At 54.2% G+C, this 26,249-nt stretch carries 26 protein-coding genes; 11 read left to right on the top strand and 15 right to left on the bottom strand.

The window, feature by feature from the left end:
• Nucleotides 1–26: 26 nt before the first annotated feature.
• Genes rhaD through rhaM form a run of 3 tightly spaced genes read left to right on the top strand, consistent with a single transcriptional unit; the run spans nucleotide 27 to nucleotide 2,341 of the window.
• The gene (rhaD, locus tag ABLV07_RS21455) at nucleotides 27–851 is read left to right on the top strand and encodes a rhamnulose-1-phosphate aldolase (protein ID WP_015368947.1); all 825 of its coding nucleotides are present in this window, start codon (nucleotides 27–29) and stop codon (nucleotides 849–851) included.
• Between the two features lie 30 nt (nucleotides 852–881).
• Nucleotides 882–2,030 carry a lactaldehyde reductase gene (gene fucO, locus ABLV07_RS21450; RefSeq protein WP_047740185.1) on the top strand — a complete coding sequence of 383 codons (1,149 nt, stop codon included), beginning with the start codon at nucleotides 882–884 and terminating at the stop codon, nucleotides 2,028–2,030.
• Nucleotides 2,027–2,341 (top strand): L-rhamnose mutarotase, encoded by a 315-nt coding sequence (rhaM, locus tag ABLV07_RS21445; RefSeq protein WP_045389360.1) that lies wholly within the window; start codon nucleotides 2,027–2,029, stop codon nucleotides 2,339–2,341. The genes fucO and rhaM overlap by 4 nt, the downstream gene beginning before the upstream one ends.
• Before the next feature lie 45 nt (nucleotides 2,342–2,386).
• Here rhaM and ABLV07_RS21440 read toward each other — a convergent pair whose 3' ends face one another.
• The 5 genes from ABLV07_RS21440 to ABLV07_RS21420 all read right to left on the bottom strand — a co-directional run bounded on the left by ABLV07_RS21440 (nucleotide 2,387) and on the right by ABLV07_RS21420 (nucleotide 7,059).
• Nucleotides 2,387–3,658, bottom strand: coding sequence for an MFS transporter (locus ABLV07_RS21440; RefSeq protein ID WP_213192850.1), 1,272 nt, complete (start codon nucleotides 3,656–3,658; stop codon nucleotides 2,387–2,389).
• Complete coding sequence (locus ABLV07_RS21435) at nucleotides 3,655–4,146, bottom strand: YhcH/YjgK/YiaL family protein (protein ID WP_020077575.1); 492 nt, start codon at nucleotides 4,144–4,146, stop codon at nucleotides 3,655–3,657. Before ABLV07_RS21435 ends, ABLV07_RS21440 begins: the two co-directional genes overlap by 4 nt.
• Nucleotides 4,147–4,159: 13 nt before the next feature.
• The gene (locus tag ABLV07_RS21430) at nucleotides 4,160–5,083 is read right to left on the bottom strand and encodes a dihydrodipicolinate synthase family protein (RefSeq protein ID WP_163389030.1); all 924 of its coding nucleotides are present in this window, start codon (nucleotides 5,081–5,083) and stop codon (nucleotides 4,160–4,162) included.
• A 15-nt stretch (nucleotides 5,084–5,098) separates the two neighbouring features.
• Nucleotides 5,099–6,310, bottom strand: a complete 1,212-nt coding sequence (locus ABLV07_RS21425; protein ID WP_126027088.1) for a ribokinase — start codon at nucleotides 6,308–6,310, stop codon at nucleotides 5,099–5,101.
• Between the two features lie 200 nt (nucleotides 6,311–6,510).
• Nucleotides 6,511–7,059: a helix-turn-helix domain-containing protein gene (locus ABLV07_RS21420; protein WP_015368954.1), complete on the bottom strand. Its 549-nt coding sequence runs from the start codon at nucleotides 7,057–7,059 to the stop codon at nucleotides 6,511–6,513.
• A gap of 100 nt (nucleotides 7,060–7,159) precedes the next feature.
• Between ABLV07_RS21420 and ABLV07_RS21415 the strand changes: the two genes are divergently transcribed.
• Entirely contained in the window at nucleotides 7,160–7,819 is a 660-nt protein-coding gene (locus ABLV07_RS21415) for an AzlC family ABC transporter permease (protein ID WP_015368955.1), read from the top strand.
• Complete coding sequence (locus tag ABLV07_RS21410) at nucleotides 7,819–8,142, top strand: AzlD domain-containing protein (RefSeq protein ID WP_045412807.1); 324 nt, start codon at nucleotides 7,819–7,821, stop codon at nucleotides 8,140–8,142. Before ABLV07_RS21415 ends, ABLV07_RS21410 begins: the two co-directional genes overlap by 1 nt.
• A 44-nt stretch (nucleotides 8,143–8,186) precedes the next feature.
• Here the strand turns inward: ABLV07_RS21410 and ABLV07_RS21405 are convergent, their stop codons facing one another.
• Both ABLV07_RS21405 and fdhD read right to left on the bottom strand, forming a co-directional pair.
• Complete coding sequence (locus ABLV07_RS21405) at nucleotides 8,187–8,399, bottom strand: YdgH/BhsA/McbA-like domain containing protein (protein ID WP_015368957.1); 213 nt, start codon at nucleotides 8,397–8,399, stop codon at nucleotides 8,187–8,189.
• A 128-nt stretch (nucleotides 8,400–8,527) separates the two neighbouring features.
• Entirely contained in the window at nucleotides 8,528–9,364 is an 837-nt protein-coding gene (gene fdhD, locus ABLV07_RS21400) for a formate dehydrogenase accessory sulfurtransferase FdhD (protein WP_032713191.1), read from the bottom strand.
• Nucleotides 9,365–9,521: 157 nt separating this feature from the next.
• On the opposite strand from fdhD, the gene fdnG reads away from it, so the two are divergent.
• The 5 genes from fdnG (at nucleotide 9,522) to ABLV07_RS21375 (ending at nucleotide 16,212) form a co-directional block, all read left to right on the top strand.
• Complete coding sequence (gene fdnG / locus ABLV07_RS21395; protein ID WP_348853597.1) at nucleotides 9,522–12,572, top strand: formate dehydrogenase-N subunit alpha; 3,051 nt, start codon at nucleotides 9,522–9,524, stop codon at nucleotides 12,570–12,572.
• Nucleotides 12,573–12,584: 12 nt separating this feature from the next.
• Complete coding sequence (gene fdxH / locus ABLV07_RS21390) at nucleotides 12,585–13,487, top strand: formate dehydrogenase subunit beta (protein WP_015368961.1); 903 nt, start codon at nucleotides 12,585–12,587, stop codon at nucleotides 13,485–13,487.
• A complete protein-coding gene (fdoI, locus tag ABLV07_RS21385) occupies nucleotides 13,484–14,110 on the top strand; it encodes a formate dehydrogenase cytochrome b556 subunit (protein ID WP_015368962.1) in 627 nt (208 codons plus the stop codon). The genes fdxH and fdoI overlap by 4 nt, the downstream gene beginning before the upstream one ends.
• A 5-nt stretch (nucleotides 14,111–14,115) precedes the next feature.
• The gene (gene fdhE, locus ABLV07_RS21380) at nucleotides 14,116–15,045 is read left to right on the top strand and encodes a formate dehydrogenase accessory protein FdhE (RefSeq protein WP_015368963.1); all 930 of its coding nucleotides are present in this window, start codon (nucleotides 14,116–14,118) and stop codon (nucleotides 15,043–15,045) included.
• A 249-nt stretch (nucleotides 15,046–15,294) separates the two neighbouring features.
• Nucleotides 15,295–16,212: an alpha/beta hydrolase gene (locus ABLV07_RS21375; protein ID WP_348853598.1), complete on the top strand. Its 918-nt coding sequence runs from the start codon at nucleotides 15,295–15,297 to the stop codon at nucleotides 16,210–16,212.
• Nucleotides 16,213–16,228: 16 nt separating this feature from the next.
• On the opposite strand, the gene fabY is transcribed toward ABLV07_RS21375, so the two are convergent.
• The 8 genes from fabY to typA form a co-directional block, all read right to left on the bottom strand.
• The gene (gene fabY, locus ABLV07_RS21370; protein WP_015368966.1) at nucleotides 16,229–17,170 is read right to left on the bottom strand and encodes a fatty acid biosynthesis protein FabY; all 942 of its coding nucleotides are present in this window, start codon (nucleotides 17,168–17,170) and stop codon (nucleotides 16,229–16,231) included.
• A 44-nt stretch (nucleotides 17,171–17,214) separates the two neighbouring features.
• The gene (gene dtd, locus ABLV07_RS21365; protein ID WP_015368967.1) at nucleotides 17,215–17,652 is read right to left on the bottom strand and encodes a D-aminoacyl-tRNA deacylase; all 438 of its coding nucleotides are present in this window, start codon (nucleotides 17,650–17,652) and stop codon (nucleotides 17,215–17,217) included.
• Nucleotides 17,649–18,509, bottom strand: coding sequence for a virulence factor BrkB family protein (locus ABLV07_RS21360; RefSeq protein WP_015368968.1), 861 nt, complete (start codon nucleotides 18,507–18,509; stop codon nucleotides 17,649–17,651). The genes dtd and ABLV07_RS21360 overlap by 4 nt, the downstream gene beginning before the upstream one ends.
• Nucleotides 18,503–19,102 carry a glucose-1-phosphatase gene (gene yihX / locus ABLV07_RS21355; protein ID WP_015368969.1) on the bottom strand — a complete coding sequence of 200 codons (600 nt, stop codon included), beginning with the start codon at nucleotides 19,100–19,102 and terminating at the stop codon, nucleotides 18,503–18,505. Before yihX ends, ABLV07_RS21360 begins: the two co-directional genes overlap by 7 nt.
• A 152-nt stretch (nucleotides 19,103–19,254) precedes the next feature.
• Nucleotides 19,255–20,514: an MFS transporter gene (locus tag ABLV07_RS21350; protein WP_032712979.1), complete on the bottom strand. Its 1,260-nt coding sequence runs from the start codon at nucleotides 20,512–20,514 to the stop codon at nucleotides 19,255–19,257.
• A gap of 98 nt (nucleotides 20,515–20,612) precedes the next feature.
• Complete coding sequence (locus tag ABLV07_RS21345) at nucleotides 20,613–21,593, bottom strand: TIM barrel protein (RefSeq protein ID WP_045362487.1); 981 nt, start codon at nucleotides 21,591–21,593, stop codon at nucleotides 20,613–20,615.
• A 7-nt stretch (nucleotides 21,594–21,600) separates the two neighbouring features.
• Nucleotides 21,601–22,311 carry a GntR family transcriptional regulator gene (locus ABLV07_RS21340; protein WP_015703931.1) on the bottom strand — a complete coding sequence of 237 codons (711 nt, stop codon included), beginning with the start codon at nucleotides 22,309–22,311 and terminating at the stop codon, nucleotides 21,601–21,603.
• A 205-nt stretch (nucleotides 22,312–22,516) separates the two neighbouring features.
• Complete coding sequence (typA, locus tag ABLV07_RS21335; RefSeq protein ID WP_015368970.1) at nucleotides 22,517–24,340, bottom strand: ribosome-dependent GTPase TypA; 1,824 nt, start codon at nucleotides 24,338–24,340, stop codon at nucleotides 22,517–22,519.
• 376 nt (nucleotides 24,341–24,716) lie between these two features.
• Here typA and glnA point away from each other — a divergent pair, with 376 nt between their 5' ends.
• The gene (glnA, locus tag ABLV07_RS21330; RefSeq protein WP_015368971.1) at nucleotides 24,717–26,126 is read left to right on the top strand and encodes a glutamate--ammonia ligase; all 1,410 of its coding nucleotides are present in this window, start codon (nucleotides 24,717–24,719) and stop codon (nucleotides 26,124–26,126) included.
• The last annotated feature ends 123 nt before the right edge of the window (nucleotides 26,127–26,249 follow it).

Here is a 26,249-nt window from a genome sequence, read left to right as displayed (position 1 = left end):
TGCGAATCAACAGGAAAGACAAGACTATGCACAACATTATCAATTCATGGTTCGTTCAGGGCATGATCAAAGCCACCTCCGACGCCTGGCTTAAAGGCTGGGACGAACGTAACGGCGGCAATCTGACGCTGCGCCTGGATGAAGCGGATATCGCGCCATTCAAAGCCGATTTTCACCCCCAGCCGCGCTATATCGCCTTAAGCCAGCCGATGCCGGAACTGGCTAATCAACCGTTTATCGTCACCGGTTCCGGTAAATTCTTCCGTAACGTGCAGCTCGATCCCGCCGCCAATCTCGGGGTGGTGAAAGTGGACAACGACGGCGCGGGCTACTTCATCCTGTGGGGGCTGACGGAAGAAGCCGTGCCGACGTCGGAACTACCGGCGCATTTCCTGTCGCACTGCGAGCGCATCAAAGCCACCGGCGGCAAAGATCGCGTGATCATGCACTGCCATGCCACCAACCTGATCGCCCTGACCTACGTGCTGGAGAACAACAGCGATCTGTTCACCCGCAAGCTATGGGAAGGCAGCACCGAATGCCTGGTGGTGTTCCCGGACGGCGTTGGCATTCTGCCGTGGATGGTGCCGGGTACCGACGAGATTGGCCAGGCGACCGCCGGCGAAATGCAGAAACATTCTCTGGTGCTGTGGCCATTCCACGGCGTCTTCGGCAGCGGCCCGACGCTGGATGAAACTTTCGGCCTGATCGATACCGCCGAGAAGTCCGCTGAGGTATTGGTGAAAGTCTATTCGATGGGCGGCATGAAACAGACGATAAGCCGCGAAGAGTTGATCGCGTTAGGCCAACGCTTTGGCGTCACGCCGCTGGCCAGCGCGCTGGCACTCTAAGAAAGCGAGCGCCCTTTAAGGAGAATAATCATGAGCTTTATGTTGGCACTGCCGAAAATCAGCCTGCATGGCGCGGGCGCGATCGGCGATATGGTGAACCTGGTGGCGGACAAGCAATGGGGAAAAGCGCTGATTGTCACCGACGGTCATCTGGTGGAAATGGGCCTGCTCGATAGCCTTTTCCAGGCGCTGGAAGCACATCAACTGTCTTATCATCTGTTCGATAACGTCTTTCCGAACCCAACCGAAGCGCTGGTTCAGCAAGGTATCGCCGCATTCCGTGCGGCGAAGTGTGACTATATTATCGCCTTCGGCGGCGGCAGCCCGATCGATACCGCTAAGGCGGTGAAAATCCTCAGCGCTAACCCGGCGCCGTCGACGGCCTATTCCGGCGTGGGCAAAGTGAAAAATGCCGGCGTGCCGCTGGTGGCCATTAACACCACCGCCGGAACCGCCGCCGAAATGACCAGCAACGCGGTGATTATCGATAGCGAACGTCAGGTGAAAGAGGTCATCATCGACCCGAACATCATCCCGGATATTGCCGTCGACGATGCCAGCGTCATGCTGGATATTCCGCCGTCGGTTACCGCCGCGACCGGTATGGATGCGTTAACCCACGCTATCGAGGCGTTTGTCTCAGTTGGCGCCCATCCGCTGACCGACGCCAACGCGCTGGAAGCGATTCGCTTAATTCACCAGTGGCTGCCGCTGGCCGTCGATGACGGGCACAATCTGCAGGCCCGCGAGCAGATGGCATACGGCCAGTATCTGGCAGGGATGGCGTTCAACAGCGCAGGTCTTGGTCTGGTACACGCGCTGGCGCATCAGCCGGGCGCAACCCACAATTTGCCGCACGGCGTTTGTAATGCCATCCTGCTACCGATTATCGAAAACTTTAACCGCCCGAACGCGGTGGCGCGTTTTGCCCGCATCGCCCAGGCGATGGGCGTCGATACGCGCGGCATGAGCGATGAAACCGCCAGCATGGCGGCGATTAACGCGATTCGCGCGTTGAGCAAACGAGTCGGTATTCCTGAAGGTTTTAGTCAGCTTGGCGTGAGTAAGGCTGATATCGAAGGCTGGCTGGATAAAGCGCTGGCCGACCCCTGCGCGCCCTGTAACCCGCGCAGCGCCAGCCGCGACGAGGTACGCGAGCTGTACCTGGAGGCGTTATGATCCGCAAAGCCTTCGTGATGCAGGTCAATCCCGACGCCCACGAGGAGTATCGGCGCCGTCATAATCCCATCTGGCCGGAACTGGAAGCGACGCTGAAAGCGCATGGCGCGCACCACTATGCAATCTATCTCGACAAACAGCGCCATCTGCTATTCGCCACGGTGGAAATTGAATCGGAAGCCCGCTGGAATGCGGTGGCGGAAACCGAGGTCTGCCAACGCTGGTGGCGCTATATGCGCGAGGTGATGCCGACGAATCCGGATAACAGCCCGTTGAGCGCTGAACTGAGTGACGTGTTTTACCTTGCGTAATAAAGAAAACGCCTGAGCAATCAGGCGTTTTTGCTACCAGAGGGATTAGGCATTTTTGCGCACAAAGAAACCGTAGCAGCAGGCGCCCATAAACAGCAGTATCCCACCGAGAATAAATACGTTGGTAAAGTGCCCGGTAGCATCAAGAATAATGCCGGTGATAATCGGCGCCAGCGCCGCGCCGAGAAAGCCGCCAAAGTTCTGGATAGCACCCAATGAGGCGACCTGTTCTTTCGGCGCCATATCGGTCGCTAACGTCCAGATCACGCCGGAAGGCATTTGTGAACAGAAGTAGCCCAGCGTCAGCAGGGCGATCGCAACGCCGCTATTATCAACAAACGGAATCGGCATCACGAAGCAGGCCGCCAGCGCGGCGCCCGCCACAATCGGCACTTTACGCGCGGTAACGGCGTTCATCCCTTTACGCACCAGTCTGTCAGAAAGCATCCCGCCACACAGCACACCGATAATACCGGCAAAGAAAGGAATCGAGGCGATAAAACCTGTCTGCTTGAGGCTAAAGCCCAGCGAGGTTTCCAGATATCCCGGCAGCCATGTCAGATAAACCCAAATGGTAAACATGATGCAGAAGTTACCGGCAATCATGAACCACGTGGTTTTCCGGCAAAACAGTTCGCCCCAGCTGACCTTCGGCTGCTCACCTTCGGGACGCATGACTTTGCCGGTGTTTATCAGCATCGCCTCGCGCGCGTCCGGGTCGCGATAAAATTTAAGCCACGCCAGCAACAATGGCAGTCCGAGCAGGCCGACAACCATGAACATGCCGCGCCAGCCGATCCATAACAGCAAAATAGTCAGCACCGGCGGCGCTATCGCATTGGCGATTTGCGAACCGGTATTGATAATCGATGTCGGCAGCCCGCGCTCTTTCTCCGAGAACCAGCTCTGGGTGATCTTGATACCGGAAGTGAAGAACGGTGACTCCGCCACGCCCAGCAGCATGCGCAAACCATAGAAGAAGCTATAGGTATTCACGAAACCCATTAAGAACGTTACCGCTGACCACAATCCCAGCGCGCCGCTGAACATTTTCTTCGCGCCGAAACGGTCTACCAGCCAGCCGGCGGGCAAATTCGCCAGCGCATAGGGCCAGAGAAACGCTGACAATAGCAGCCCCATTTCAGTACCAGAGAAGCCAAACTCCCTGGCGATGGTGGTGTTCGCGATACTCAGGTTGGCGCGATCGAGGTAATTGACCACCGCGGCCAGCAGCAGGATTAAAATAATGCCCCAACGTCGACGCGAGAGTTTCGGCGCCGCAATCGCTTCAGCCGCCGTTTGATTTAGCGAACTCATAAACCCTCCTCCAGCAAGGCGCGATCGATTTTCATCACCGCTTTACGGATATGTTGCTGCTCGCCATCGCGCGGATGGCAGCAGGGCCGATGGATGTCCTCGGGAAAGAAAATGGCGAACATGCCGGGCTTCAGGGTTATCTGCATCTCCTCATCTTCGACGTGCCAGAACAGGATGTCCTGCTGCGGCGTCCGATCCTCGGTAACGCGATGACAGCCGCTTTCTGCGCGGCTGACACCCATCCGCTCCTCGCCGGAAATCAGATACTGAATATCAATAAACTGCTTGTGCGACTCCGGCCGTGCCTGCGCGAAAGGCACGCTCTCCATCTCCTGCAGCAGGCAGAAAAGTTTCCCGGGGATCAGGTCGATTTTCCCCGGCGCGAAGCGCTGGAAATCCTGGCTGGCGATAAACGCCAGCGCCTGGCGGATCGCCGGATGAAACGCGGCCTGTTGCGCAGGCCACGCCTGCAGACTCGATACGATCATAATGATCCCTCCCTTAGCCGGCGATCCGCTGCTGCCACAGTTCAGTCCCGGCGCGGATCTGGTCGAGGATCACCGTCAGCCCCCAGAATTTGCTCAGCACATCGTCTTTATTAACCCGGCAGGTGATACTGTCGAAGGTCCCGAGGCGCTGATGGTAAATTTTGGCGTTTTTCGGGTAGCCCAGCGTTTCGGTTACCGCACCCAGCGACAGAAATATCGCCAGTTCATCGGCCAGCGCCCGCTGATTTTTGCCTTCCCGCCACAGCCAGCTATACAGTTCGGGATGGAAGTTGGTGAACACGCCGCTGAAACCTTCGGCGCCCGCCAGCATCGCCGGCCAGGCAATCGCGGCATTGGCGTTAATGACCTTCAGCGGGGTTCCCTGCGCCAGACGCACGCGGCGCTCAACGGTTGGCAGATCGCAGCTCACATCTTTCAGCACCACGAAACGACCACTGTTGGCGCACCAGGCGAACTCGTCGTCGCTAAGCAGGCGGCGATACGGCGCCGGGCACTCGTACAGCCCCAGCGGCATGGAAGAAGGCAAAGCCGCTAACAGCGATTGCAGGGTAGCGAAAAAGACTTCACTGCCCTCATTACGCGGATCGAGATGATTAGTGACCAGCACCAGCGCATCAATGCCGGTCTGCGCCATTGCCAGCAACTCCTCTTTTTGCGCCGCCAGATCATCGCTGATATGGCCCGAGGCAATGACTGGAATGCGTCCCGCCACGCGTTGCACCACGAAACGCGCCAGCTCGACACGCTCCTGTAGGCTGAGATATTGCATTTCGCTGGACTGGCAGACGGCAAAAAGCGCATCCACGCCCTTTGCCAGATACCAGTCGATCAGCTTCGCCAGCGCCGGATAATCAATCTGGTCGTCAGCGGTAAAAGGGGTCAGCATGACGGGTACAACACCGTTAATCGTTTTCATCTTATTTTTCCTGGATTAGAGGGTACGGAGTCGGGCACTTGCCTGCGCAAAGTCAGGCATGTTGGAAGCCCCCTCCAGCTCGACGGCCAGAGAGGCGAAAGCAGAGGCCCAGGTCGCAGCCTGAACCAGGGTGTTGCCGGCAGCCAGCGAGGCGGCGAGCGCGCCATTAAACGCATCGCCAGCGCCGGTGGTATCGACGGTGACCGCCGGAAAGGCGCGAATTTGACTAAACTGGCGATTATCCAGCAGCAGCGCCCCGCGCGATCCCATGGTAATCAGCACTTTCTTTGCGCCTAATTCAGCGATGCGAAGCGCGGCTTCTTTGGCAGTATCAACATCGTGAATGTCGATACCGGATAATAATGAAGCCTCGGTTTCATTCGGTGTAATCACATCGATATAAGGAATGCTTTTGATAATTTCCGCCGAGTATGGCGCCGGATTGAGAATGACTGTCTTACCGAGTTCTCTGGCTTTTTTTATTAGCGAATGAGTGGCATCAAAATTATTCTCAAGCTGAACAAGTAAAACGTCGGAGGCGCTAAGTTCAGGAATAATCGCCTCAATCTCATTATGAGTTATTGTAGTATTGGCGCCGGAGTAAATAGCAATCATATTTTCGCCATTTTCCTGCGAAACATAAATAATGGCATTGCCGGTAGGTTCGCTCTCAGATTGATAAAGCGTATAGGAGTGTATTTCTGAACGAGTGAGATGATCGGCCGCCAGGTGGCTAAACTGATCCTTGCCCACCTTAGCGACAAAATGGACCTGCGCGCCGGCTTTACTGGCCGCCGTCGCCTGATTCGCCCCCTTGCCACCGGGCCCAAGGCTGCTGGCGAGCGCCAGTAGCGATTCCCCGCCGCGCGGAAAACGCTCCACTCGGGCCACGATATCCACATTAAATGAGCCGAATACACACACTTTGCCGTTCATCGATTTTCCTTTCTGCTGACCGCTCGCCGTAGGTTTCCGATGGTTAATCGGCTGCAGCAGCACGCCGAAACTATCACCGGTTTCAGAAATAAGTTCAGCCTTTAAATTGTGCCGGGAAATAATCGCTCCGCCATAACAACGTTGCACCAACCCCATTTCTGCAAGAATATTTAAATCACTGCGAATGGTTTCTTTTGAAACACTAAAATAAGCAGCAAAATAATTAACAAAACCACGCTCATGATCGTTTAAATATTTCAGGATATGCTTTCTACGTTCTTCTAAAAACATAATAGGCCCCAATGTCACGAATTAAGTATACGAACCCCTTCCGGCAGGAAGAGTGACATCAATCCCATGTTTTCAGGCAAAACGGAAGGAAACAAAAATGGAAAAACAATAAAGAAAATGAGTGAATAAATAATTCACTCATTCATTAATGGGAAATGAAATAATCTTCTGCGCATCAGAATAAAATGCGCAGATTATGACTAATTTTGCTCTGCCACCAGCAGCGCCTGGGTATCCGGCTCCAGCGCCTGAAAGAGATGTTCCCGATCGGCCGGGTAGCAGATGTAATCCCCTTCCCCCAGCTCTTCTGGCGCTTCGGTGAGGCCAACGCGCGCGCGCCCCTGAGTGATAATAATATGTTCGACCGACCCGGGCGGGTGCGGGTGCGAGATCCGATCGGCGCCGGGCTGCGTCAACAGCAGATAGATGTCGCGACGCGCGCCGGGAGGGCAAGCCGCCAGCAAAATGGCCTGATAGTTGGCCTGTTCAGCAACCACTTTGGTGCCTTCGCCGCGGCGAATCACCTGGGTCTGGTTGGCCTGCGGCTCCAGCAAACGGGCGAAGGGAATATCCAGCGCCACGCACAGCGCCCACAATGTTTCCAGGCTAGGGTTGCCATTACCGGATTCCAGCTGTGACAGGGTCGATTTGGCTATCCCGGCGCGGCGCGCCACCTCCGCCAGTGAGAGTCCGGTGCGCGAGCGCTCGCGCGTCAGGCTTTTAGCAATTACGCTGATGGGCTGTGTCATACACCGCTCCTCGTATTTTATATCGAACGAATCGTTCGTCTTGAAAAACCATTCTGTTGCGTTCATTATAATGGAAATTCGTTCGATATGGCTAAAGCGTATGCGTTACAAATTTTCCTGTCTCAGTGGGGACACCATTAAAGCAATCGTTCTGGTATGCCTGGCGGTCGGCGTGGTTGGCATGTCTTACGGTTCATTAGCGATGGCCTACGGTTTTCCGCTGTGGGTGCCGTTTGTCCTTTCCATTACGGTGCTGGCCGGCGCCTCTGAGTTTATGTTTATCGGTATTATCGCCAGCGGCGGTAACCCTCTCGCCGCCGCAGCAGCAGGCTTACTGGTGAACGCCCGCCACGTTCCTTTTGGCGTCACCGTGCGCGATCTGGTCGGCGCACGTGCCGCCAGCCTGCTCGGCTGCCACATTATGAATGATGAGAGCGTGGTGTTCGGCTTGTCGCAGAAAACCCCGGAGCAACGGAAAGCCGCCTACTGGCTCTGCGGCCTGGGTGTGGCGCTCATCTGGCCGCTCGGTACCCTGCTGGGCGCCGGGGTCGGGAAATTGTTACCCGCTCCAGAAACCATCGGCCTGGATGCGGTATTCCCGGCCATCCTGCTGGCGCTGGTGGTACCGGCTTTTAAAAAACGTACCACACTGATTCGCGCCTGCAGCGGCGCGGTTATTTCGCTGGCCGCCGTGCCCTTCGCGCCGGTTGGATTACCGGTTCTGCTCTCATTGTTTGGCTTACTGGCGAGGAAAAAATAATGGGCAATATGACGCTGTTTATCGCCGGGATCGCGATTCTGTCGATCGGCACATATCTGATGCGTTTGGGTGGGGCAAAGCTTGGCAGTCGTTTAGCGTTTTCCGAGCGCTCGCAGGCGCTGCTTTCTGATGCCGCGACGGTATTGCTTTTTTCCGTGGCGCTGGCGACCACCTTTTATGAAAGCGAGCATTTTTCCGGCATGGCGCGGGTACTGGGCGTCGGTTTTGCCGTGTTCCTTGCCTGGCGCAAGATGCCGCTTATCGTGGTGATTATCGCCGCGGCGGTGGTGACGGCGTTGCTACGCCTGGCGGGTATAAACTAAAAAAGCGCCCTGAGGCGCTCTTTCGACGGTAGTGGGTTGCTAACTTATTTGTTCAGTTCAGCGGTCATATGCACGCGGTTACCGTTAAACGCTTCGGTAATGGTGTAAGAAGACGCGCCGGCAGCCTGCGCCTGAGCGGCGATTTTCGCTTCCGCGGCGTCCATAGTAGAGGCGGTGGCGGTCACGGATTGCGCGGCGAAAGAACCGAAAGAAGCGGCCAGAGCGATAACAGCGACAAAAGTTTTGATGCTTTTCATGATATAAACCCTTTCATTTAGTTGTTTGGATAAGGCGCCGTGCCTTGATGTGATAAATAATAGTCTTCACATCCCGTAACTAAAAGCGGAAGGATTTGCTGTCATCTTTCAAAAAAACTGACCAACATTTAACCGGCAATAAGACGCTGAGGATGAGTATAAATCGTCGCTCTGCCTGGCCTGCAGAACCCCACCAGCGTCAGATTACAACGTTCGGCGACTTCCACCGCCAGCGTCGTCGCCGCGGAGACCGCAAACAGAATTTCCACCCCACACATCGCGGCCTTCTGTACCATTTCATAACTGGCGCGGCTGGAGACTAAAGCTGCGCCCCGCTGCCAGCCCTCTCCTTCTGCACTACGACGACCCAGCAGTTTATCCAGCGCAACGTGACGGCCTACATCTTCATGCCCGCCTGCAAGTTCACCGTCAGGGCGCACCCACGCGGCGGCGTGCGTACAGCCGGTCAGGCGGCCGATTGGCTGAACCTCATTTAACTGTTTGAGCGCGCGATCGAGATGAGAGAGCGCAAAGGTCTGGCTAAAGGGCAGTGGCTCAACGGGCTTACCGATATCATTTAGCTGCTCGACGCCACATACTCCACAGCCGGTTCGCCCGGCGAGCGCCCGGCGGCGCTCTTTCAGCCCCATAAACCGGCGGCTGGAGAGTTCGATTTGCACTTCTACCCCGTTACAGGCCTGTACCACGTCCATCCCGTAGATCTCTTGTCGGCTTTGTATAATCCCTTCAGATAGGGAAAAACCGACGGCGAAATGTTCCAGGTCACGTGGCGTCGCCATCATGACGACGTGCGAGATGCCGTTATAAACCAGAGCGACGGGTACCTCTTCTGCTACCTCGTCTGGCTGAGGATGTTGCAAATCCTCACGTTTCCAGAGGGTAACCTGGCGATAACCTGTGACATCTGTCACATTTTTGATTTGTTCAGGAAGGTTCTTATTCACTTTCATTTAACCGTATTGGAACAGGCATACACACAATGTGGTATTCTGTTTTTATATCCCTCCAGGACCGAGGGAAATTAACTCAATTCTGAACCTTTGCGGCCTTCACCGCAAAGTAAATAACTACATGTGACAATGTCGAAACAAGGAGCGAACCATGCAGGTCAGCAGAAGGCAGTTCTTTAAGATCTGCGCTGGCGGTATGGCAGGCACGACGGCAGCAGCGCTGGGCTTTGCCCCGGCTACTGCGCTCGCGGAAACCCGGCAGTACAAACTGCTGCGTACTCGCGAAACCCGCAACACCTGTACGTACTGTTCCGTTGGCTGCGGGCTATTGATGTATAGCCTCGGCGACGGTGCGAAAAACGCCAAAGCATCCATTTTCCATATCGAAGGCGATCCGGATCATCCGGTAAACCGTGGTGCGCTCTGCCCGAAAGGGGCCGGTCTGGTGGACTTTATCCATTCTGAAAGCCGCCTGAAATTCCCGGAATATCGCGCGCCAGGTACTGATAAATGGCAGCAAATCAGCTGGGACGAAGCGTTCGATCGCATCGCGAAGCTGATGAAAGAAGACCGTGACGCCAACTTTATCGCCCAAAACAGCGCCGGCACCACCGTTAACCGTTGGCTGACCACCGGTATGCTGTGCGCCTCCGCTTCCAGTAACGAAACCGGCTATTTAACGCAGAAATTCACCCGCGCCCTCGGGATGCTGGCGGTGGATAACCAGGCGCGTGTCTGACACGGACCAACGGTAGCAAGTCTTGCTCCAACATTTGGTCGCGGTGCGATGACCAACCACTGGGTTGATATTAAAAACGCCAACCTGGTCGTAGTGATGGGCGGTAACGCCGCAGAAGCGCATCCGGTAGGGTTCCGCTGGGCGATGGAAGCCAAAATTCATAACGGCGCCAAGCTCATCGTTATCGATCCGCGCTTTACGCGTACGGCGTCGGTGGCTGATTTCTATACCCCGATTCGTTCCGGTACCGACATAACCTTCCTGTCGGGCGTCATCCTGTATCTGCTGAATAACGAAAAATTCAACCGTGAATACACCGAAGCCTATACCAACGCCAGCCTGATCGTGCGTGAGGACTACAGCTTTGATGATGGTCTGTTCAGCGGCTACGATGCCGAAAAACGCCAGTATGACAAAACCAGCTGGAACTATGAACTGGATGAAAACGGCTTCGCCAAACGCGATACCACGCTGCAGCATCCACGCTGCGTCTGGAATCTGCTAAAACAGCACGTTTCCCGCTATACGCCGGATGTGGTCGAAAACATCTGTGGTACGCCGAAGGCCGATTTCCTTAAAGTTTGCGAATATATTGCAGAAACCAGCGCGCACGATAAAACCGCGTCGTTCCTGTATGCCCTCGGCTGGACCCAGCACTCCATCGGCGCGCAGAACATTCGCACCATGGCGATGATCCAGTTGCTGCTTGGCAACATGGGGATGGCAGGCGGCGGCGTCAATGCCCTGCGCGGTCACTCCAACATCCAGGGTCTGACCGACCTCGGCCTGCTCTCAACCAGCCTGCCGGGTTACATGTCGCTGCCTAATGAAAAACAGGCCGACCTGCAGACCTACCTGAGCGCCAACACGCCAAAACCGCTGTTGAAAGACCAGGTGAACTACTGGGGCAACTATCCGAAGTTCTTCGTCTCCATGATGAAAGCCTTCTTCGGCGATAAAGCTACGGCGGAAAATAGCTGGGGCTTTGACTGGTTGCCGAAGTGGGATAAGAGCTACGACGTGCTGCAGTATTTCGAGATGATGAATCAGGGCAAAGTGAACGGCTATATTTGCCAGGGCTTTAACCCGGTCGCCTCGTTCCCGAACAAAAACAAGGTAGTGGCTTCCCTGTCGAAGCTGAAGTTCCTTGTGACCATCGACCCGCTCAACACCGAAACGTCCACCTTCTGGCAAAACCACGGTGAGTCCAACGATGTTGATCCGGCGAAAATCCAGACCGAAGTGTTCCGCCTGCCGTCCACCTGCTTCGCCGAAGAAAACGGTTCTATCGTCAACTCCGGCCGCTGGCTGCAGTGGCACTGGAAAGGCGCAGACGCCCCGGGGATCGCCGTGACCGATGGTGAAATCCTCGCCGGTATCTTCACCCGCCTGCGTAAGATGTATGCCGAAGAAGGCGGCCCAACGCCGGAGCCGGTGCTCAACATGACGTGGAACTACTCCACGCCGCACGAGCCGGCGTCTGAAGAAGTGGCGATGGAAAGCAACGGTAAAGCGCTGGCGGATATCATCGATCCGGCAACCGGCGCGGTAATCGTTAAGAAAGGGCAGCAGTTGAGCTCCTTCGCACAGCTACGCGACGACGGCACGACTTCCAGCGGCTGCTGGATCTTCGCCGGTAGCTGGACGCCGGAAGGCAACCAGATGGCGCGCCGCGATAACGCCGACCCGTCAGGCCTCGGCAATACGCTGGGCTGGGCCTGGGCATGGCCGCTAAACCGCCGCATTCTGTATAACCGCGCCTCCGCGGACCCGCAGGGTAAACCGTGGGATCCGAAGCGTCAGTTGCTGAAATGGGACGGCGCGAAATGGGGCGGAGTGGATATTCCGGATTACAGCGCCGCCGCCCCTGGCAGCGACGTCGGTCCGTTTATCATGCAGCCTGAAGGGATGGGGCGTCTGTTCGCTATCGATAAGATGGCTGAAGGGCCGTTCCCGGAACACTACGAACCGTTTGAAACGCCGCTGGGGACTAACCCGCTGCATCCAAACGTGGTCTCTAACCCGGCCGCTCGCGTCTTTAAAGGCGATCTCGAGCAGATGGGCAAGGCCGAGAAGTTCCCGTACGTCGGCACCACTTACCGCCTGACCGAGCACTTCCACTACTGGACCAAACACGCGCTGCTTAACGCCATCGCGCAGCCGGAACAGTTTGTGGAGATCGGCGAAAAACTGGCGAATAAGCTCGGCATTGGCCACGGCGATACCGTGAAGGTCTCCTCTAACCGCGGCTATATCAAAGCCAAGGCGGTGGTGACCAAGCGTATTCGTACGCTGCAGGTTCACGGTAAAGAGGTGGATACCATCGGTATTCCTATTCACTGGGGCTACGAAGGCGTGGCGAAAAAAGGCTTTATCGCCAATACGCTGACGCCGTTTGTCGGCGACGCCAACACGCAGACGCCGGAGTTTAAGGCCTTCCTCGTGAACGTGGAAAAGGTGTAACGGAGACGACTTATGGCTTATCAATCGCAAGATATTATTCGTCGTTCCGCGACTAACGGTTTCACTCCCGCGCCTCAGGCGCGGGACCACCAGCAGGAAGTGGCGAAGCTTATCGACGTTACCACCTGCATCGGCTGTAAAGCCTGCCAGGTGGCCTGTTCCGAATGGAACGATCTCCGTGACGAAGTGGGTAACAACGTTGGGGTGTATGACAACCCGGCGGACCTGACCGCCAAGTCATGGACGGTCATGCGCTTCTCGGAAGTGGAACAAAACGACAAGCTGGAATGGCTTATTCGTAAAGATGGCTGCATGCACTGCGCTGACCCGGGCTGCCTGAAGGCCTGTCCGTCAGAAGGCGCGATCATTCAGTACGCTAACGGCATCGTCGACTTCCAGTCTGAGCAGTGTATCGGCTGCGGCTACTGCATCGCAGGTTGCCCGTTCGATGTACCGCGCCTGAACCCGGAAGACAACCGCGTCTACAAATGTACGCTGTGCGTAGACCGCGTGACTGTCGGCCAGGAGCCGGCCTGCGTGAAAACCTGCCCGACCGGCGCTATCCACTTTGGTTCGAAAGAGGATATGAAAACGCTGGCCGGCGAGCGCGTCGCAGAGCTGAAAACCCGCGGTTATGACAAGGCGGGTCTGTACGATCCGGCTGGCGTTGGCGGCACCCACGTGATGTACGTGCTGCACCATGCCGATAAACCGAATCTCTACCACGGTCTGCCAGAGAATCCGGAAATCAGCCAAACGGTGAAATTCTGGAAAGGTATCTGGAAACCGCTGGCGGCGGTCGGCTTTGCTGCGACCTTCGCAGCCAGTATCTTCCACTACGTCGGCGTCGGTCCGAACCGCGCAGATGAAGAAGAAGACAACCTGCATGAAGAGAAAGACGAGGTGCGCAAATGAGAAAACGTGACACCATCGTGCGCTACACGGCGCCGGAACGCATCAACCACTGGATAACCGCCTTCTGCTTTATTCTGGCGGCGGTAAGCGGGTTAGGCTTTTTCTTCCCGTCGTTTAACTGGCTGATGCATATTCTCGGTACGCCGCAGCTGGCGCGTATTCTCCACCCGTTCGTCGGGGTGGTGATGTTCGCGTCGTTTATCATCATGTTTTTCCGTTACTGGCATCACAACCTAATCAATCGGGATGATATCTTTTGGGCGAAGAATATTCGTAAGATCGTCGTCAACGAGGAAGTAGGCGATACCGGGCGTTATAACTTCGGCCAGAAATGCGTATTCTGGGCGGCGATTATTTTCCTGGTGCTGCTGCTGGTAAGCGGCGTGATCATCTGGCGTCCGTACTTTGCGCCTGCATTCTCAATCCCGGTGATCCGATTCGCGCTGATGCTGCATTCTTTTGCCGCAGTCGCGTTAATTGTGGTTATCATGGTGCATATCTACGCCGCCCTTTGGGTGAAAGGCACCATTACCGCGATGGTGGAAGGCTGGGTTACCAAAACGTGGGCGAAGAAACATCACCCGCGCTGGTACCGTGAAGTCCGCCAGAAACAGGAAAAATAGACTGCATGAGTATTCGCATAATCCCGCAAGACGAGCTGGGTTCGAGCGAGAAACGCACGGCGGAAGCAATTCCGCCGCTACTGTTCCCCAGACTGAAGAATCTTTATAACCGCCGCGCAGAGCGCCTGCGCGAGCTGGCCGCCAACAACCCGCTGGGCGATTACCTGCGCTTTGCCGCGCTGATCGCTCATGCGCAGGAAGTGGTGCTGTACGACCATCCGTTGCAGATGGATCTGACTGCCCGCATTAAAGAGGCCAACGATCAGGGCAAGCCGCCGCTGGATATTCACGTATTACCGCGTGATAAACACTGGCACAAGCTGCTGCATTCACTGATCGCCGAGCTGAAACCTGAGATGAGCGGCCCGGCGCTGTCGGTTATCGAGAACCTGGAAAAAGCCTCCGGGCCGGAACTGGAAGAGATGGCCAGCGCGCTATTTGCTTCCGATTTCGCCTCGGTCAGCAGCGACAAAGCGCCGTTTATCTGGGCCGCGCTGTCGCTGTACTGGGCGCAAATGGCCAGCCTGATCCCGGGGAAAGCGCGCGCCGAATACGGCGAGCATCGCCAGTTCTGCCCGGTTTGCGGCTCGATGCCGGTCTCCAGCATCGTGCAAATCGGCACCACTCAGGGGCTGCGCTATCTGCACTGCAACTTGTGTGAAACCGAATGGCATGTGGTACGCGTAAAATGCAGCAACTGCGAACAGAGCCGCGACCTGCACTACTGGTCGCTGGACAACGAGCAGGCGGCGGTGAAAGCCGAAAGCTGCGGCGACTGCGGGAGCTACCTGAAGATTATGTATCAGGAGAAAGACCCGAAAGTCGAAGCCGTTGCCGACGATTTAGCCTCGCTGGTACTCGATGCTCGCATGGAACAGGAAGGCTTCGCCAGAAGCTCAATTAACCCGTTCATGTTCCCCGGCGAAGGGGAGTAAGTTCTGCGCACCTATAACGGGCGACTCAGGTCGCTCGTTATCATTCATACGGCGTGACCACGCCGGAAATGCTCTCCTTATCCCGATCCTGCTTCTCCAGATATTGTTCAACAGAAGAAGCAGATCTTTGCTGAGAAATACTCTTTTGCGAGCCGCTTTCCACAATGCGATCGCAGCTCCATTCGGTATATCTTTTTCGCAAAAACCAGGCTATAACACTGGATATTAATCCAGTAAAAGGGACTTGCCATGACGTTGGAAAAAGGTATTGCTTCGCTGGTTGAGGAGTTTATTGCTGCGGGGCGGCCACCATCGCGAGAAAAGAGTATTGATGACCGGAGAAACGGCTATCTCGCCAGCGCCGTTCTCGCAGGGGAAACGGAGACGCGTGTGCAGGTTGAAGACATCACGCTCGATGGCATAACCTTTCGCGTCGTCTCGCCGCCAAAAAGCAACGGCTTGCTACCCACCATTGTGTATTACCACGGCGGCTGTTTTGTGAGCGGCGACTTTGCCACCCATGACAACCAATTGCGCCAGCTTGCCTGGTTCAGTGGGTGCCGGGTGATCGCCGTGCAGTACCGTCTGGCGCCGGAGTACACTTTTCCGGCGGCGCACGATGATGCGGAACGAGGCGCCAACATTATCTATCGGTATGCGCAGCGGCTTGGCGTTGACGCCGCGCGCATCACGCTGGCCGGCGACAGCGCCGGCGGCCACCTCGCCCTGGTCACAGCGCTACGCCTGAAAGCGGCGGGAGTATGGCAACCTGCGCAGCTTATCCTGATTTACCCTATGCTCGACGCTACCGCCAGCATGGCAAGCTACGCCAGCAACGGCGAGGATTACATCATTACCCGGGATACGCTGCTTAGCGGCTACGAAATGTATTTAGCGGCCACACCCGCTACCCATCCGGAAGCCAGTCCGCTGTGGCGCGAAGATTTTAACGGGCTGCCGCCGGTTCATATCCTGACGGCCGAATTTGATCCTTTGTGCGATGAGGGAGAAGCGCTGTACCGGCGGTTAATAGCACAAGGGATAGAAAGCTCCTGCCAGCGCTATCTGGGCGTCATTCACGGTTTCTTTCAGTTAGGCGGGATAAGCCTCGCGGCAAAGCAGGCGATGCGCGATATCGCCTGGCGTACGCAAACGCCAGGCCAATAATAATGCCAGAGGCGGGTTACTCTTCCTCGTTCCCGCCCTCTTCATAAGAACCAAACGGCTTCGCGGGCAGTACGATATAGGTTCCCTCAAAAACGGCGCCCAGCTTATCGTTACCGAACAGTTCGACCTGAAGCTGCACGCGAGCCTTACGCCCGCGCGCCAGGCGATCGAGATCGCCGCTTAGCGAGCCCAAATCGGCCACGGCATTCGGCCTCCCGCTGATCGGCTTGCTGTAACGGATATGCGCATCGGCAAGGATAATCGTGCCGCCAAGGTGCCGCTCGCGCAGCATTAACCAGATTAGCCCCCAGCCGGTTAAGGTAGCGAGCGAAAACAGGCTGCCGGCAAATAACGTATGGTGCGGATTCTGGTTTCCCGCTTCGGGCATGGTGGTGATAAATTTTTGCCCGGTATACTGCTGAATGCGCACCCCCATCTTTTCGCTCAGCGGAATGTGCTGATACCAGGCCTGCTGCAGTTGGCCGCACCAGTCGCCGCGGTGCAGGATGTCGTCCAGTGAAGCAATGGGTTTAATCATCAAGAAGTGGCGAATCGGCGTGGTTGTCGGCGTGGTGATTTCACCCTGGTTCACAAAGCCCAGTTTAGAGAAAAACTCCATCGCATCTTCACGGGCGCTACAGGTCACCCGCTTCACCCCTTCCTGACGGGCGACTGACTCAAGGGTCATCGCCATAAGGGTGCCTAAACCTTTATCCTGAACGGAAGGATGAACGGCCATAAAACGGATCGAGGCTTCATTCTCCGCATTAATATACAGCCGGCCAACGGCAACCAGGTTGCCCTCTTCATCGACGACCATCTGGTGATGCGCCATGGCATCCCAGGCGTCGCGTTCGGACCCTTTAGGCTGATGCAGCGGCTTACGCAACATCTCCCAGCGGAACTGATAATAGCTTTCTAACTCTTCTTCTGTTTGCGGTACACGAAGGTGATACATAGCTGTACTCTCTTTTGTTACCCGCAGCCTGCCCGGAAGCTGACTCATACCTGCAACCAAAAGGTCACGGGACCATCGTTTACCAGCGAGACCTGCATATCCGCAGCGAATCTCCCGGTCTGAGTATTCATTTCTTGTTGGCGGCAGCGCTCAACAAAGTATTCATACAGCGCTTCCGCTCTGTCCGGCGCCGCGCCTTTGGAAAAACTCGGGCGCATGCCGCGCTCGGTATCGGCCGCTAGCGTAAACTGCGAAACTACCAGCACGCTGCCGCCCGCCTGCTGGACATTAAGATTCATTTTCCCTTCGGCATCGCTGAAAATGCGATAGCCGAGCACTCGTTCACACAGACGATTGGCCTTCTGTTCGTCATCGTCTTTCTCGACGCCCAGCAGCACCAGCAGTCCCGGACCGATTTCACCCGTCACTTCACCCTCCACGGTAACGCTTGCACGGGATACGCGTTGAATTAATGCAATCATGGTTGTTCTGTTTCTTCTTTTTTGAGTTTGCGGTATTCACCGAGAGTGACAGTTATTTCAGCGCCAAGCAAGACGATACACCAGGTCCAGTAAACCCAGACAAATAAAATGGGCACTACCGCTATCACGCCATAAATCAACTGGTATGACGGAAACATGGTGATATATAGAGCAAAAGCCTTTTTACCGGCTTCAAAAAGCAGTGCCGCCACCAGCGAACCGATTACCGCATCGCGATTGCGCACCTGGGTGGTGGGCACGATGCTATAAAGCATCCAGAACGCCGCCCACGATAAGATTAGCGGGAATATACGTAGTACATCGTCAATGACGCTATTGAGATCGCTGGCCCAGCGTAGTGAGAGAAGATAGGAACTGATTGCCAGACTGGCGCCGGCCAACAGCGGCCCGAGAGTCAGGATCATCCAGTAGACCGCAAATGAATAGATTTTTGGCCGCGTCCGACTGCTGCGCCAGATGGTGTTCAACGCGCTATCAATCGAGTACATCAGCAGTAATGAGGTGACGATTAACCCGAAGGCACCGACGGCTGTCATCCTGCTGGAGTTCGCCACAAACTGTTCGATATACCCCTGAATGACATCACCGGTCGCCGGAATGAAGTTGGCAAAGATAAAATGGCGGATCTGCACGCTGACGTCGGAGAACATCGGGAAGGCGGCAAACAGGGCAAAAACCACGGCGATCAGCGGCACCAGCGCAAGTAAAGACACGTAGGCCAGATTCCCCGCCAACGTCGTCATGTTGTCTTCTTCAATTCGCCGCCACAGCAGCTTAAGCCAGGCCACCAGCGGCCTGGTATGGTATTTGGTTTTTTGATGAACGCTTTTTAGCATAGCTGCTTCGCAAAGTAGTTGGGGATGGTCTCCTTATCCGTGACCAGAATACTGGTGATCCCCAACTGGTTAGCCCCAGCTATATTATCGGCGTTATCGTCGAAAAAGACCGCATCTTGCGGCGAAAATCCTTCCGCCTGCAGCACGCTTTGGTAGATACGCGTTTCGGGTTTGCGCATCCCCATCTCTTGCGAAAGATACACATGATCTGCGGCAGCACGCACTTGTGGATATTCGCTTGGCCAGAAAGTGGTATGTAAACGGTTGGTGTTCGAGAGTACGACCACGCGGTGCCCCTGGTCGCGAAGTTTTTGCATAATGTCGGTGACTTCTGGACGCAAGGCGACAAAAACGGCCTGCCAACCGTGGGCAAACTGTTCATAGCTCAGCGGCATGTTCATTTCATGACACATCGCGGCGGCAAACTCTTCGTCGCTGATCTCCCCGCGTTCATGCTGGTGGAAGGCATCGCCCATGACAAAGTCTTGCTTTAGCGTCGCCAGCGGGATGCGGGTCAAATCGCTCCACGTTCCGAGCACCCGGTTGAAGTCAATGTCGACAATCACATTACCTAAATCAAAGATATAGAGCATTTTTGTCTCCTTCCGCGCCGTTGAAGATTAACTGTAGCGGGAAAGAAGAGGTTTGACTATGAACAAACGGGAAACGGCTCAAGACATCTCAGACGCAAAAACGACCAAAGCCGCATATCTGCGGCTTTGGTGAAATGGCTGAACGCTTAAAATCAGACCAATGCGGTTTCCAACATATTCTTTCTGCGGTTGATGCGTTTAACCAACATCACCGAAACGAACGCGCCGGCGCAAGCGAAGCAGGCCATGATGCCAAAGACTATCTTGTACCCCACCAGACCCGGATTAAGATCGAGAATGTAGCCGTACAGGCTATAGCAAAACATAGCTGGCGCATAGCCAATGAAGCTCCCCAGCGCCATCGCCGCGCCCGTCTGGTTTTCAGCGATTTTCGCTTCCCCAATCGGGGCAAAAAACACGGCTCGTTGCGTAAAAACAATGGCGCCGAACCCGAGAGTACACACCATACCCAGATAGACCGGCATACTTTCGTGCGGTAACAGAATTAACGCGACTAAAGCCAACGTACTGATACAGAAGGTATAAAACAGATATTTACTTGGCGATTTGAGGATCTTATCGGCAATTAAACCGCCAATTGGACCACCGATCATTTTTAAACAGTACTGGTTAATAATGCCGTATGCGCCAACCAGGGCTACCGGCAGCATGTAGATATTCTTCAGGAACGGGATAAAGAAGGTGAGTCCACAGTACACGGCGTAGACAAAAAACACATTGAAGGCAATCAGCCAGATTGTTTTGTCTTTCAGCACCGAAGAGATGCTGGTTTGTTGCCTGGTGGCGCCTTCATCAGCGGCGGGCGTCGACTCATCCTTCTGCTTAAGCATGAAAAACAGCAAGATGCCTACAACAATGACAATAATGGCGTAGAACCAAATGCCGGCTTTAAAACCCAGCAAACCACTGCCAAACCAGGTGAAAATAGCCAAGGCTGAGAATGCGATGACGGTGTCAACAATACCGCGTCCCGTTTCGAAGAAGCCAAATAAGCGTCCCTGTTGTTCGCTATTTCCTAACCGACTCACCGATTTTAATAGTACCGGCCAGTTCATCATGTCGCAGGTGACGCCAAATAATGCCCAAACAAATAGAATGCCCCAATAGCCAGGCATCGTTGTCAGATAGATACCTAACAATCCCGTCGCTATCAGTGAAAATGACATGGTGTAGCGACGCGGAAGTTTATCAGCAAAGTAAATTGACAAGAAAAAACCAATGGTTGTCACCACTGAGTTTACCGACATGGCATTACCAATCTGACCATTGGTCAAATGAAAGTAATCCTGCATCGGTATATAAAACGCATCTTTTAATGAAGGCAGTTTATAAATGGTACCACCACAAAGCGTTAACAGGCTAAATATAGCCCATTTCTTTCTTGTGAGCATAAGATCCCCTGATGACTTAACATCATTTTATTTAAGGACATGGAATATTTCGCTATTAAATTAAAATAGCGGCCATCAATACCAAATTTAATTAAAAATTAACGCAAAAGAACTTTCAGAGCATCATTTTTTATGTCGTGTAAGGTGTCCCTGACAAAATTTAACTGGGCGATCGCATCCTGTTTTTCTTTATCCAGCCGGGCTTCAAGTTGCGTTGTATCAGGCAGAGGCGTTTCGCTCAGTTGTCGCCACGGGATCCACGGGTTATCGCCTTCGGTTGCAAAACGGAAAGGCGGCGCGTAATAATCAACCTCTTCTTCCAGACCGTAGGCCATCACCTGTGGTTGCTCCTGGCCCAGACAAATCAACTCAGTCAGCAGCGCCTTAAACGGCATATCACCCAGACCCGAATTACAGGCCCGGTGCCCCAGTCCGCCATTTTCCGCAATGATACAGGCATCTTTAATGTGAACCTGAGTGACATAGGGCGACATGACCGCTAACGCTTCCAGCGGCTGTTCGTTGGCATTGATCATATTGGCAAAATCAAAAAGCAGTGATAGCGACGGCATCTCGCTTTGTTTAACCAGATTGACTAACTCGATACTTTTTAAATCTTCATGTTGTTCAATGGTAAAAGTGAGTCCAGAGTGACTATACGTCTCTTTAATATATTGAATATCAGCCGAAATACTTGCTAAAACATCCTGTAAAGGCCCTTCGTAACGAGGATAAAAACGAACGGAGGTTGCCCCGGTCTTTAATGCGATAGCGACGGCTTGATCGATGGTCTCTTTATCGGAGGCGCTGGTTTCTATATGGATATCCAGCCGTAACGCTTTTGCCTGCTCGCCAAAAGCGGCCAATTGCATATTATCCATACAGCTAAGAGAGTAACGCTCGCCATCGAGGACATGAATTTTCACACCTTTTAAATGATGGCTATTCGCAATTTTCAGTAAATCAACTGGTAAAATTCTCTCCAGCCGCATATTCAGGTGATATGCATAAGCATGAAGATAAAGAGGAATATTATCAATGCGAGAAAGGATCTTCTCAGCGTTATCTTTAGTGAGCATAAAATACCTACAAGTTAATAAAGAGATCCACAGCCTCAAATCGCCAATATTCGAGATCTATTTGCACGATATTACCTGCACTATCGGCACGATGTTTTTCTATCAGAATAGCGGGCATACCGGCAGAGCCACCAATGAATTTACTTACATCGCCGGGCATTCTTACTGGCCTGAAGGCTAATTTTTTAATAACTACAGTTTTATGATAGTCATTCTCCCAAACGGTGGAAAAAGACTGGTTCTTGAGTCTGGTAATAAAATCCGGGGCAACATTCGGGTTGATAAACGTTTCATGATAAAAAACTTTATGCCCTTCCAGGGCCCCCCAGCCGGTTATCAGATATAAATCTTGCGCAGGACAGGTAGCAAAGAGAGCTTCTGCGACGTCGGGATACTCAGTCGTACGTACCTTTTCGATAAAACCCCACGAAGGTTCTCTACCCTGTTCAATCGCTGCCCGCTGAAAGCTGGCCGAGAGCTCCGGGCTATAGTTAAAACGCGGCTGGGCAACAAACCAACCTTTACGGTCTTTACGAAATATTCTTGATTCCGCCTCCAGGCCGAGCAGCGCCTGGCGCAACGTCATGCGCTTGATACCGAGCAACTCGCCAAGCTCGCGCTCGGACGGCAGTTTTCCACCCGATACCGTCAGCCCCTGCTTTAACCACAGGTCCAGTTTCTCTTTCGCATTTTCCACAGTGGATGGGTTATTCGTCATTGTTTAATCCATTTGGTTTAAACCAGATGACTCATCTTACTCTTGTGCAAAAAAAGAAAGCAATTGCTGTCGCAAGCTTTAAGAATAATTGTGACCAAGCTCTCTACCGGAGCCACACTGGCGCCGCCAGAAGATAAGTATGAGGAGCAGGCATAAAAAAACCCCGCCGGAGAGGCGAGGTTTGAAGGGGAGCAAGAAGGGTAAATTACTCTTCTTTCGCACCGCGCATAGCGCGTTTACGGTCGTTCTCGGTCAGGTGACGTTTACGGATACGGATAGACGTCGGAGTAACTTCTACCAGTTCGTCGTCATCGATGAACTCCAGAGCCTGCTCCAGGGTCATCTTAACCGGCGGAACCAGAACCGTTGCTTCGTCAGTACCGGACGCACGCATGTTGGTCAGTTTCTTACCGGTCAGGCAGTTTACCGTCAGGTCATTAGAACGGCTGTGAATACCGATAATCTGACCTTCGTAAACTTCAGCGCCGTGGCCGAGGAACAGCTTACCGCGATCCTGCAGGCCGAACAGTGCGAACGCAACCGCTTTACCCTGACCGTTAGAGATCAGTACGCCGTTGTTACGCTGGCCCACTTCGCCCGGACGAACATCGTCGTAGTGGCTGAAGGTGGAGTACAGCAGACCGGTACCGGAAGTCATGGTCATGAACTCTGAACGGAAGCCGATCAGACCACGGCTTGGGATCACGTAGTCGAGACGTACGCGGCCTTTACCGTCTGGATTCATGTTTTTCAGGTCGCCTTTACGCTCGCCCAGCGCCTGCATGACAGACCCCTGGTGCTGCTCTTCGACGTCCAGCGTTACGTTTTCGAACGGCTCTTGTTTACGGCCATCGATTTCGCGGAAGATAACTTTCGGACGGGAAACCGCCATCTCGAAACCTTCACGACGCATGTTTTCAATCAGAACGGACAGGTGCAGTTCGCCACGGCCAGAAACGCGGAACGCATCGGCGTCTTCGGTTTCTTCAACGCGCAGCGCAACGTTGTGCACCAGCTCTTTGTTCAGACGGTCCAGGATCTGGCGAGAGGTAACGAACTTACCTTCTTTACCGCAGAATGGAGAGGTGTTGACGTTGAAGAACATAGATACGGTCGGCTCATCAACAGACAGTGCCGGCAGCGCTTCGACGTTCTGCGGGTCGCAGATGGTGTCGGAGATGTTCAGCTCGCCCAGACCGGTGATCGCGATGATGTCGCCGGCTTCGGCTACGTCGCTCTCGATACGCTCGAGACCCAGGTGAGTCAGTACTTTACCGACTTTACCGTTGCGGGTTTTCCCTTCGCTATCGATGATAGTGATCTGCTGGTTCGGCTTCACTTTACCGCGCTTGATGCGACCAATGCCGATTACGCCAACGTAGTTGTTGTAGTCGAGCTGGGAGATTTGCATCTGCAGCGGACCGTCAAGGTCAACGTCCGGCGCCGGTACACGGTCAACAATCGCCTGGTACAGCGGGGTCATGTCTTCAGCCATGTCTTCGTGGTCCAGACCCGCGATACCGTTCAGCGCGGAAGCGTAAACGATCGGGAAGTCCAGCTGTTCGTCGGTCGCGTCGAGGTTAACGAACAGGTCGAATACCTGGTCGACAACCCAATCCGGACGCGCGCCCGGACGGTCAACTTTGTTGATGACCACGATCGGCTTCAGACCGTGAGCAAACGCTTTTTTGGTAACAAAGCGCGTCTGCGGCATCGGGCCGTCAAAGGCATCAACCACCAGCAGCACAGAGTCAACCATGGACATAACACGCTCAACTTCACCTCCGAAGTCGGCGTGCCCTGGGGTATCAACGATGTTGATACGGTAATCATTCCATTTGATTGCAGTGTTTTTAGCGAGGATGGTAATCCCACGCTCTTTCTCCAAATCGTTGGAGTCCATCACACGTTCTTGTGCTTCAGTACGTGCGTCGAACGTACCGGATTGCTGTAGCAGCTTATCAACCAGGGTAGTTTTACCATGGTCGACGTGCGCGATGATGGCGATATTACGCAGATTTTCGATCACAACTTTGCCTCAGGCATTAGAAATAGCGCGTTATTGTACACGTATTAAGCGAAGGACTGAACAGGATCACAAAGATCCTCCGCAAACAAGTATTGCAGAGTTTGTTTGTGACCGCTTTCACGGAGCGATAAAAGGGCACCGTAATAAAAATTGCACCAAAATGGTGCTCAACGTTCACATTGAAGCACTATTTTGGTGCATTATCTCCATCATGGTGCAGTCCTTTTGCACTATGGTGCGCATGATACAGCGTTTTACCGTACTTTTAAAAGTTGGCACAGATTTCGCTTTATATTTTTTAAGGCAACAACGCCACTTTTAAGCAGTAAGAAGTTCGTTACCACGACGACAATGACCAATCCGGGAGAGTTTAAGTATGTCCGCTGAACACGTTTTGACGATGCTGAACGAGCACGAAGTGAAGTTTGTCGATCTGCGCTTCACCGATACCAAAGGTAAAGAACAGCACGTCACGATTCCTTCCCATCAGGTAAATGCCGAATTCTTTGAAGAAGGCAAAATGTTTGATGGCTCCTCGATTGGCGGTTGGAAAGGTATTAACGAATCCGACATGGTCCTGATGCCGGATGCCACCACGGCGCTGATCGACCCGTTCTATGAAGAACCGACGCTGATCATCCGCTGCGATATCCTGGAACCAGGCACCCTGCAAGGTTACGACCGCGACCCGCGTTCTATCGCCAAGCGCGCTGAAGAGTACCTGCGCGCCACCGGCATCGCCGACACCGTGCTGTTCGGGCCGGAACCAGAATTCTTCCTGTTCGACGACATCCGCTTTGGCGCATCCATCTCTGGTTCCCACGTGGCCATTGACGATATCGAAGGCGCATGGAACTCTTCTACCAAATACGAAGGCGGCAACAAAGGCCACCGTCCGGGCGTGAAAGGCGGTTACTTCCCGGTTCCGCCGGTAGACTCCTCTCAGGATATCCGTTCTACCATGTGTATGATCATGGAAGAGATGGGCCTGGTTGTTGAAGCTCACCACCACGAAGTGGCAACTGCAGGTCAGAACGAAATCGCTACCCGCTTCAACACCATGACCAAAAAAGCGGACGAAATTCAGATCTACAAATATGTTGTACACAACGTCGCTCACCGTTTCGGTAAAACCGCGACCTTCATGCCAAAACCAATGTTTGGCGATAACGGTTCCGGCATGCACTGCCACATGTCCCTGTCCAAGAACGGCGTAAACCTGTTCTCCGGCGACAAATACGCGGGCCTGTCTGAGCAAGCGCTGCACTACATCGGCGGCGTTATCAAGCACGCTAAAGCGATCAACGCCCTGGCGAACCCGACCACCAACTCCTACAAGCGTCTGGTCCCGGGTTACGAAGCGCCGGTCATGCTGGCTTACTCCGCCCGTAACCGCTCTGCTTCCATCCGTATTCCGGTAGTTGCCTCGCCGAAAGCGCGTCGTATCGAAGTGCGCTTCCCGGACCCGGCTGCCAACCCGTACCTGTGCTTCGCCGCGCTGCTGATGGCTGGCCTGGACGGTATTAAAAACAAAATTCACCCTGGCGATGCGATGGACAAAAACCTGTACGATCTGCCGCCGGAAGAAGCGAAAGAAATCCCGCAGGTTGCAGGTTCTCTGGAAGAAGCCCTGCAGGCTCTGGACGCAGACCGCGAGTTCCTGACCGCAGGCGGCGTCTTCACTGACGAAGCTATCGATGCTTACATCGCCCTGCGCATTGAAGAAAACGACCGCGTACGTATGACTCCGCACCCGGTTGAGTTCGAACTGTACTACAGCGTCTGATTTTGCTGTAAATCCATGGTGTTCCCGTGTTGTGGCACGGGATACCAGGGATGTTTTGTTGCCGTGGAAACTTTCAGCCCATCTCAGGATGGGCTTTTTTCTCCAGCAACACGCTGATCTCTC

The organism is Klebsiella sp. CN_Kp097, assembly GCF_040064495.1.
GTDB classification, from domain to species: Bacteria; Pseudomonadota; Gammaproteobacteria; order Enterobacterales; family Enterobacteriaceae; genus Klebsiella; species Klebsiella aerogenes.
This window is presented reverse-complemented; position numbering and strand designations above follow the sequence as displayed.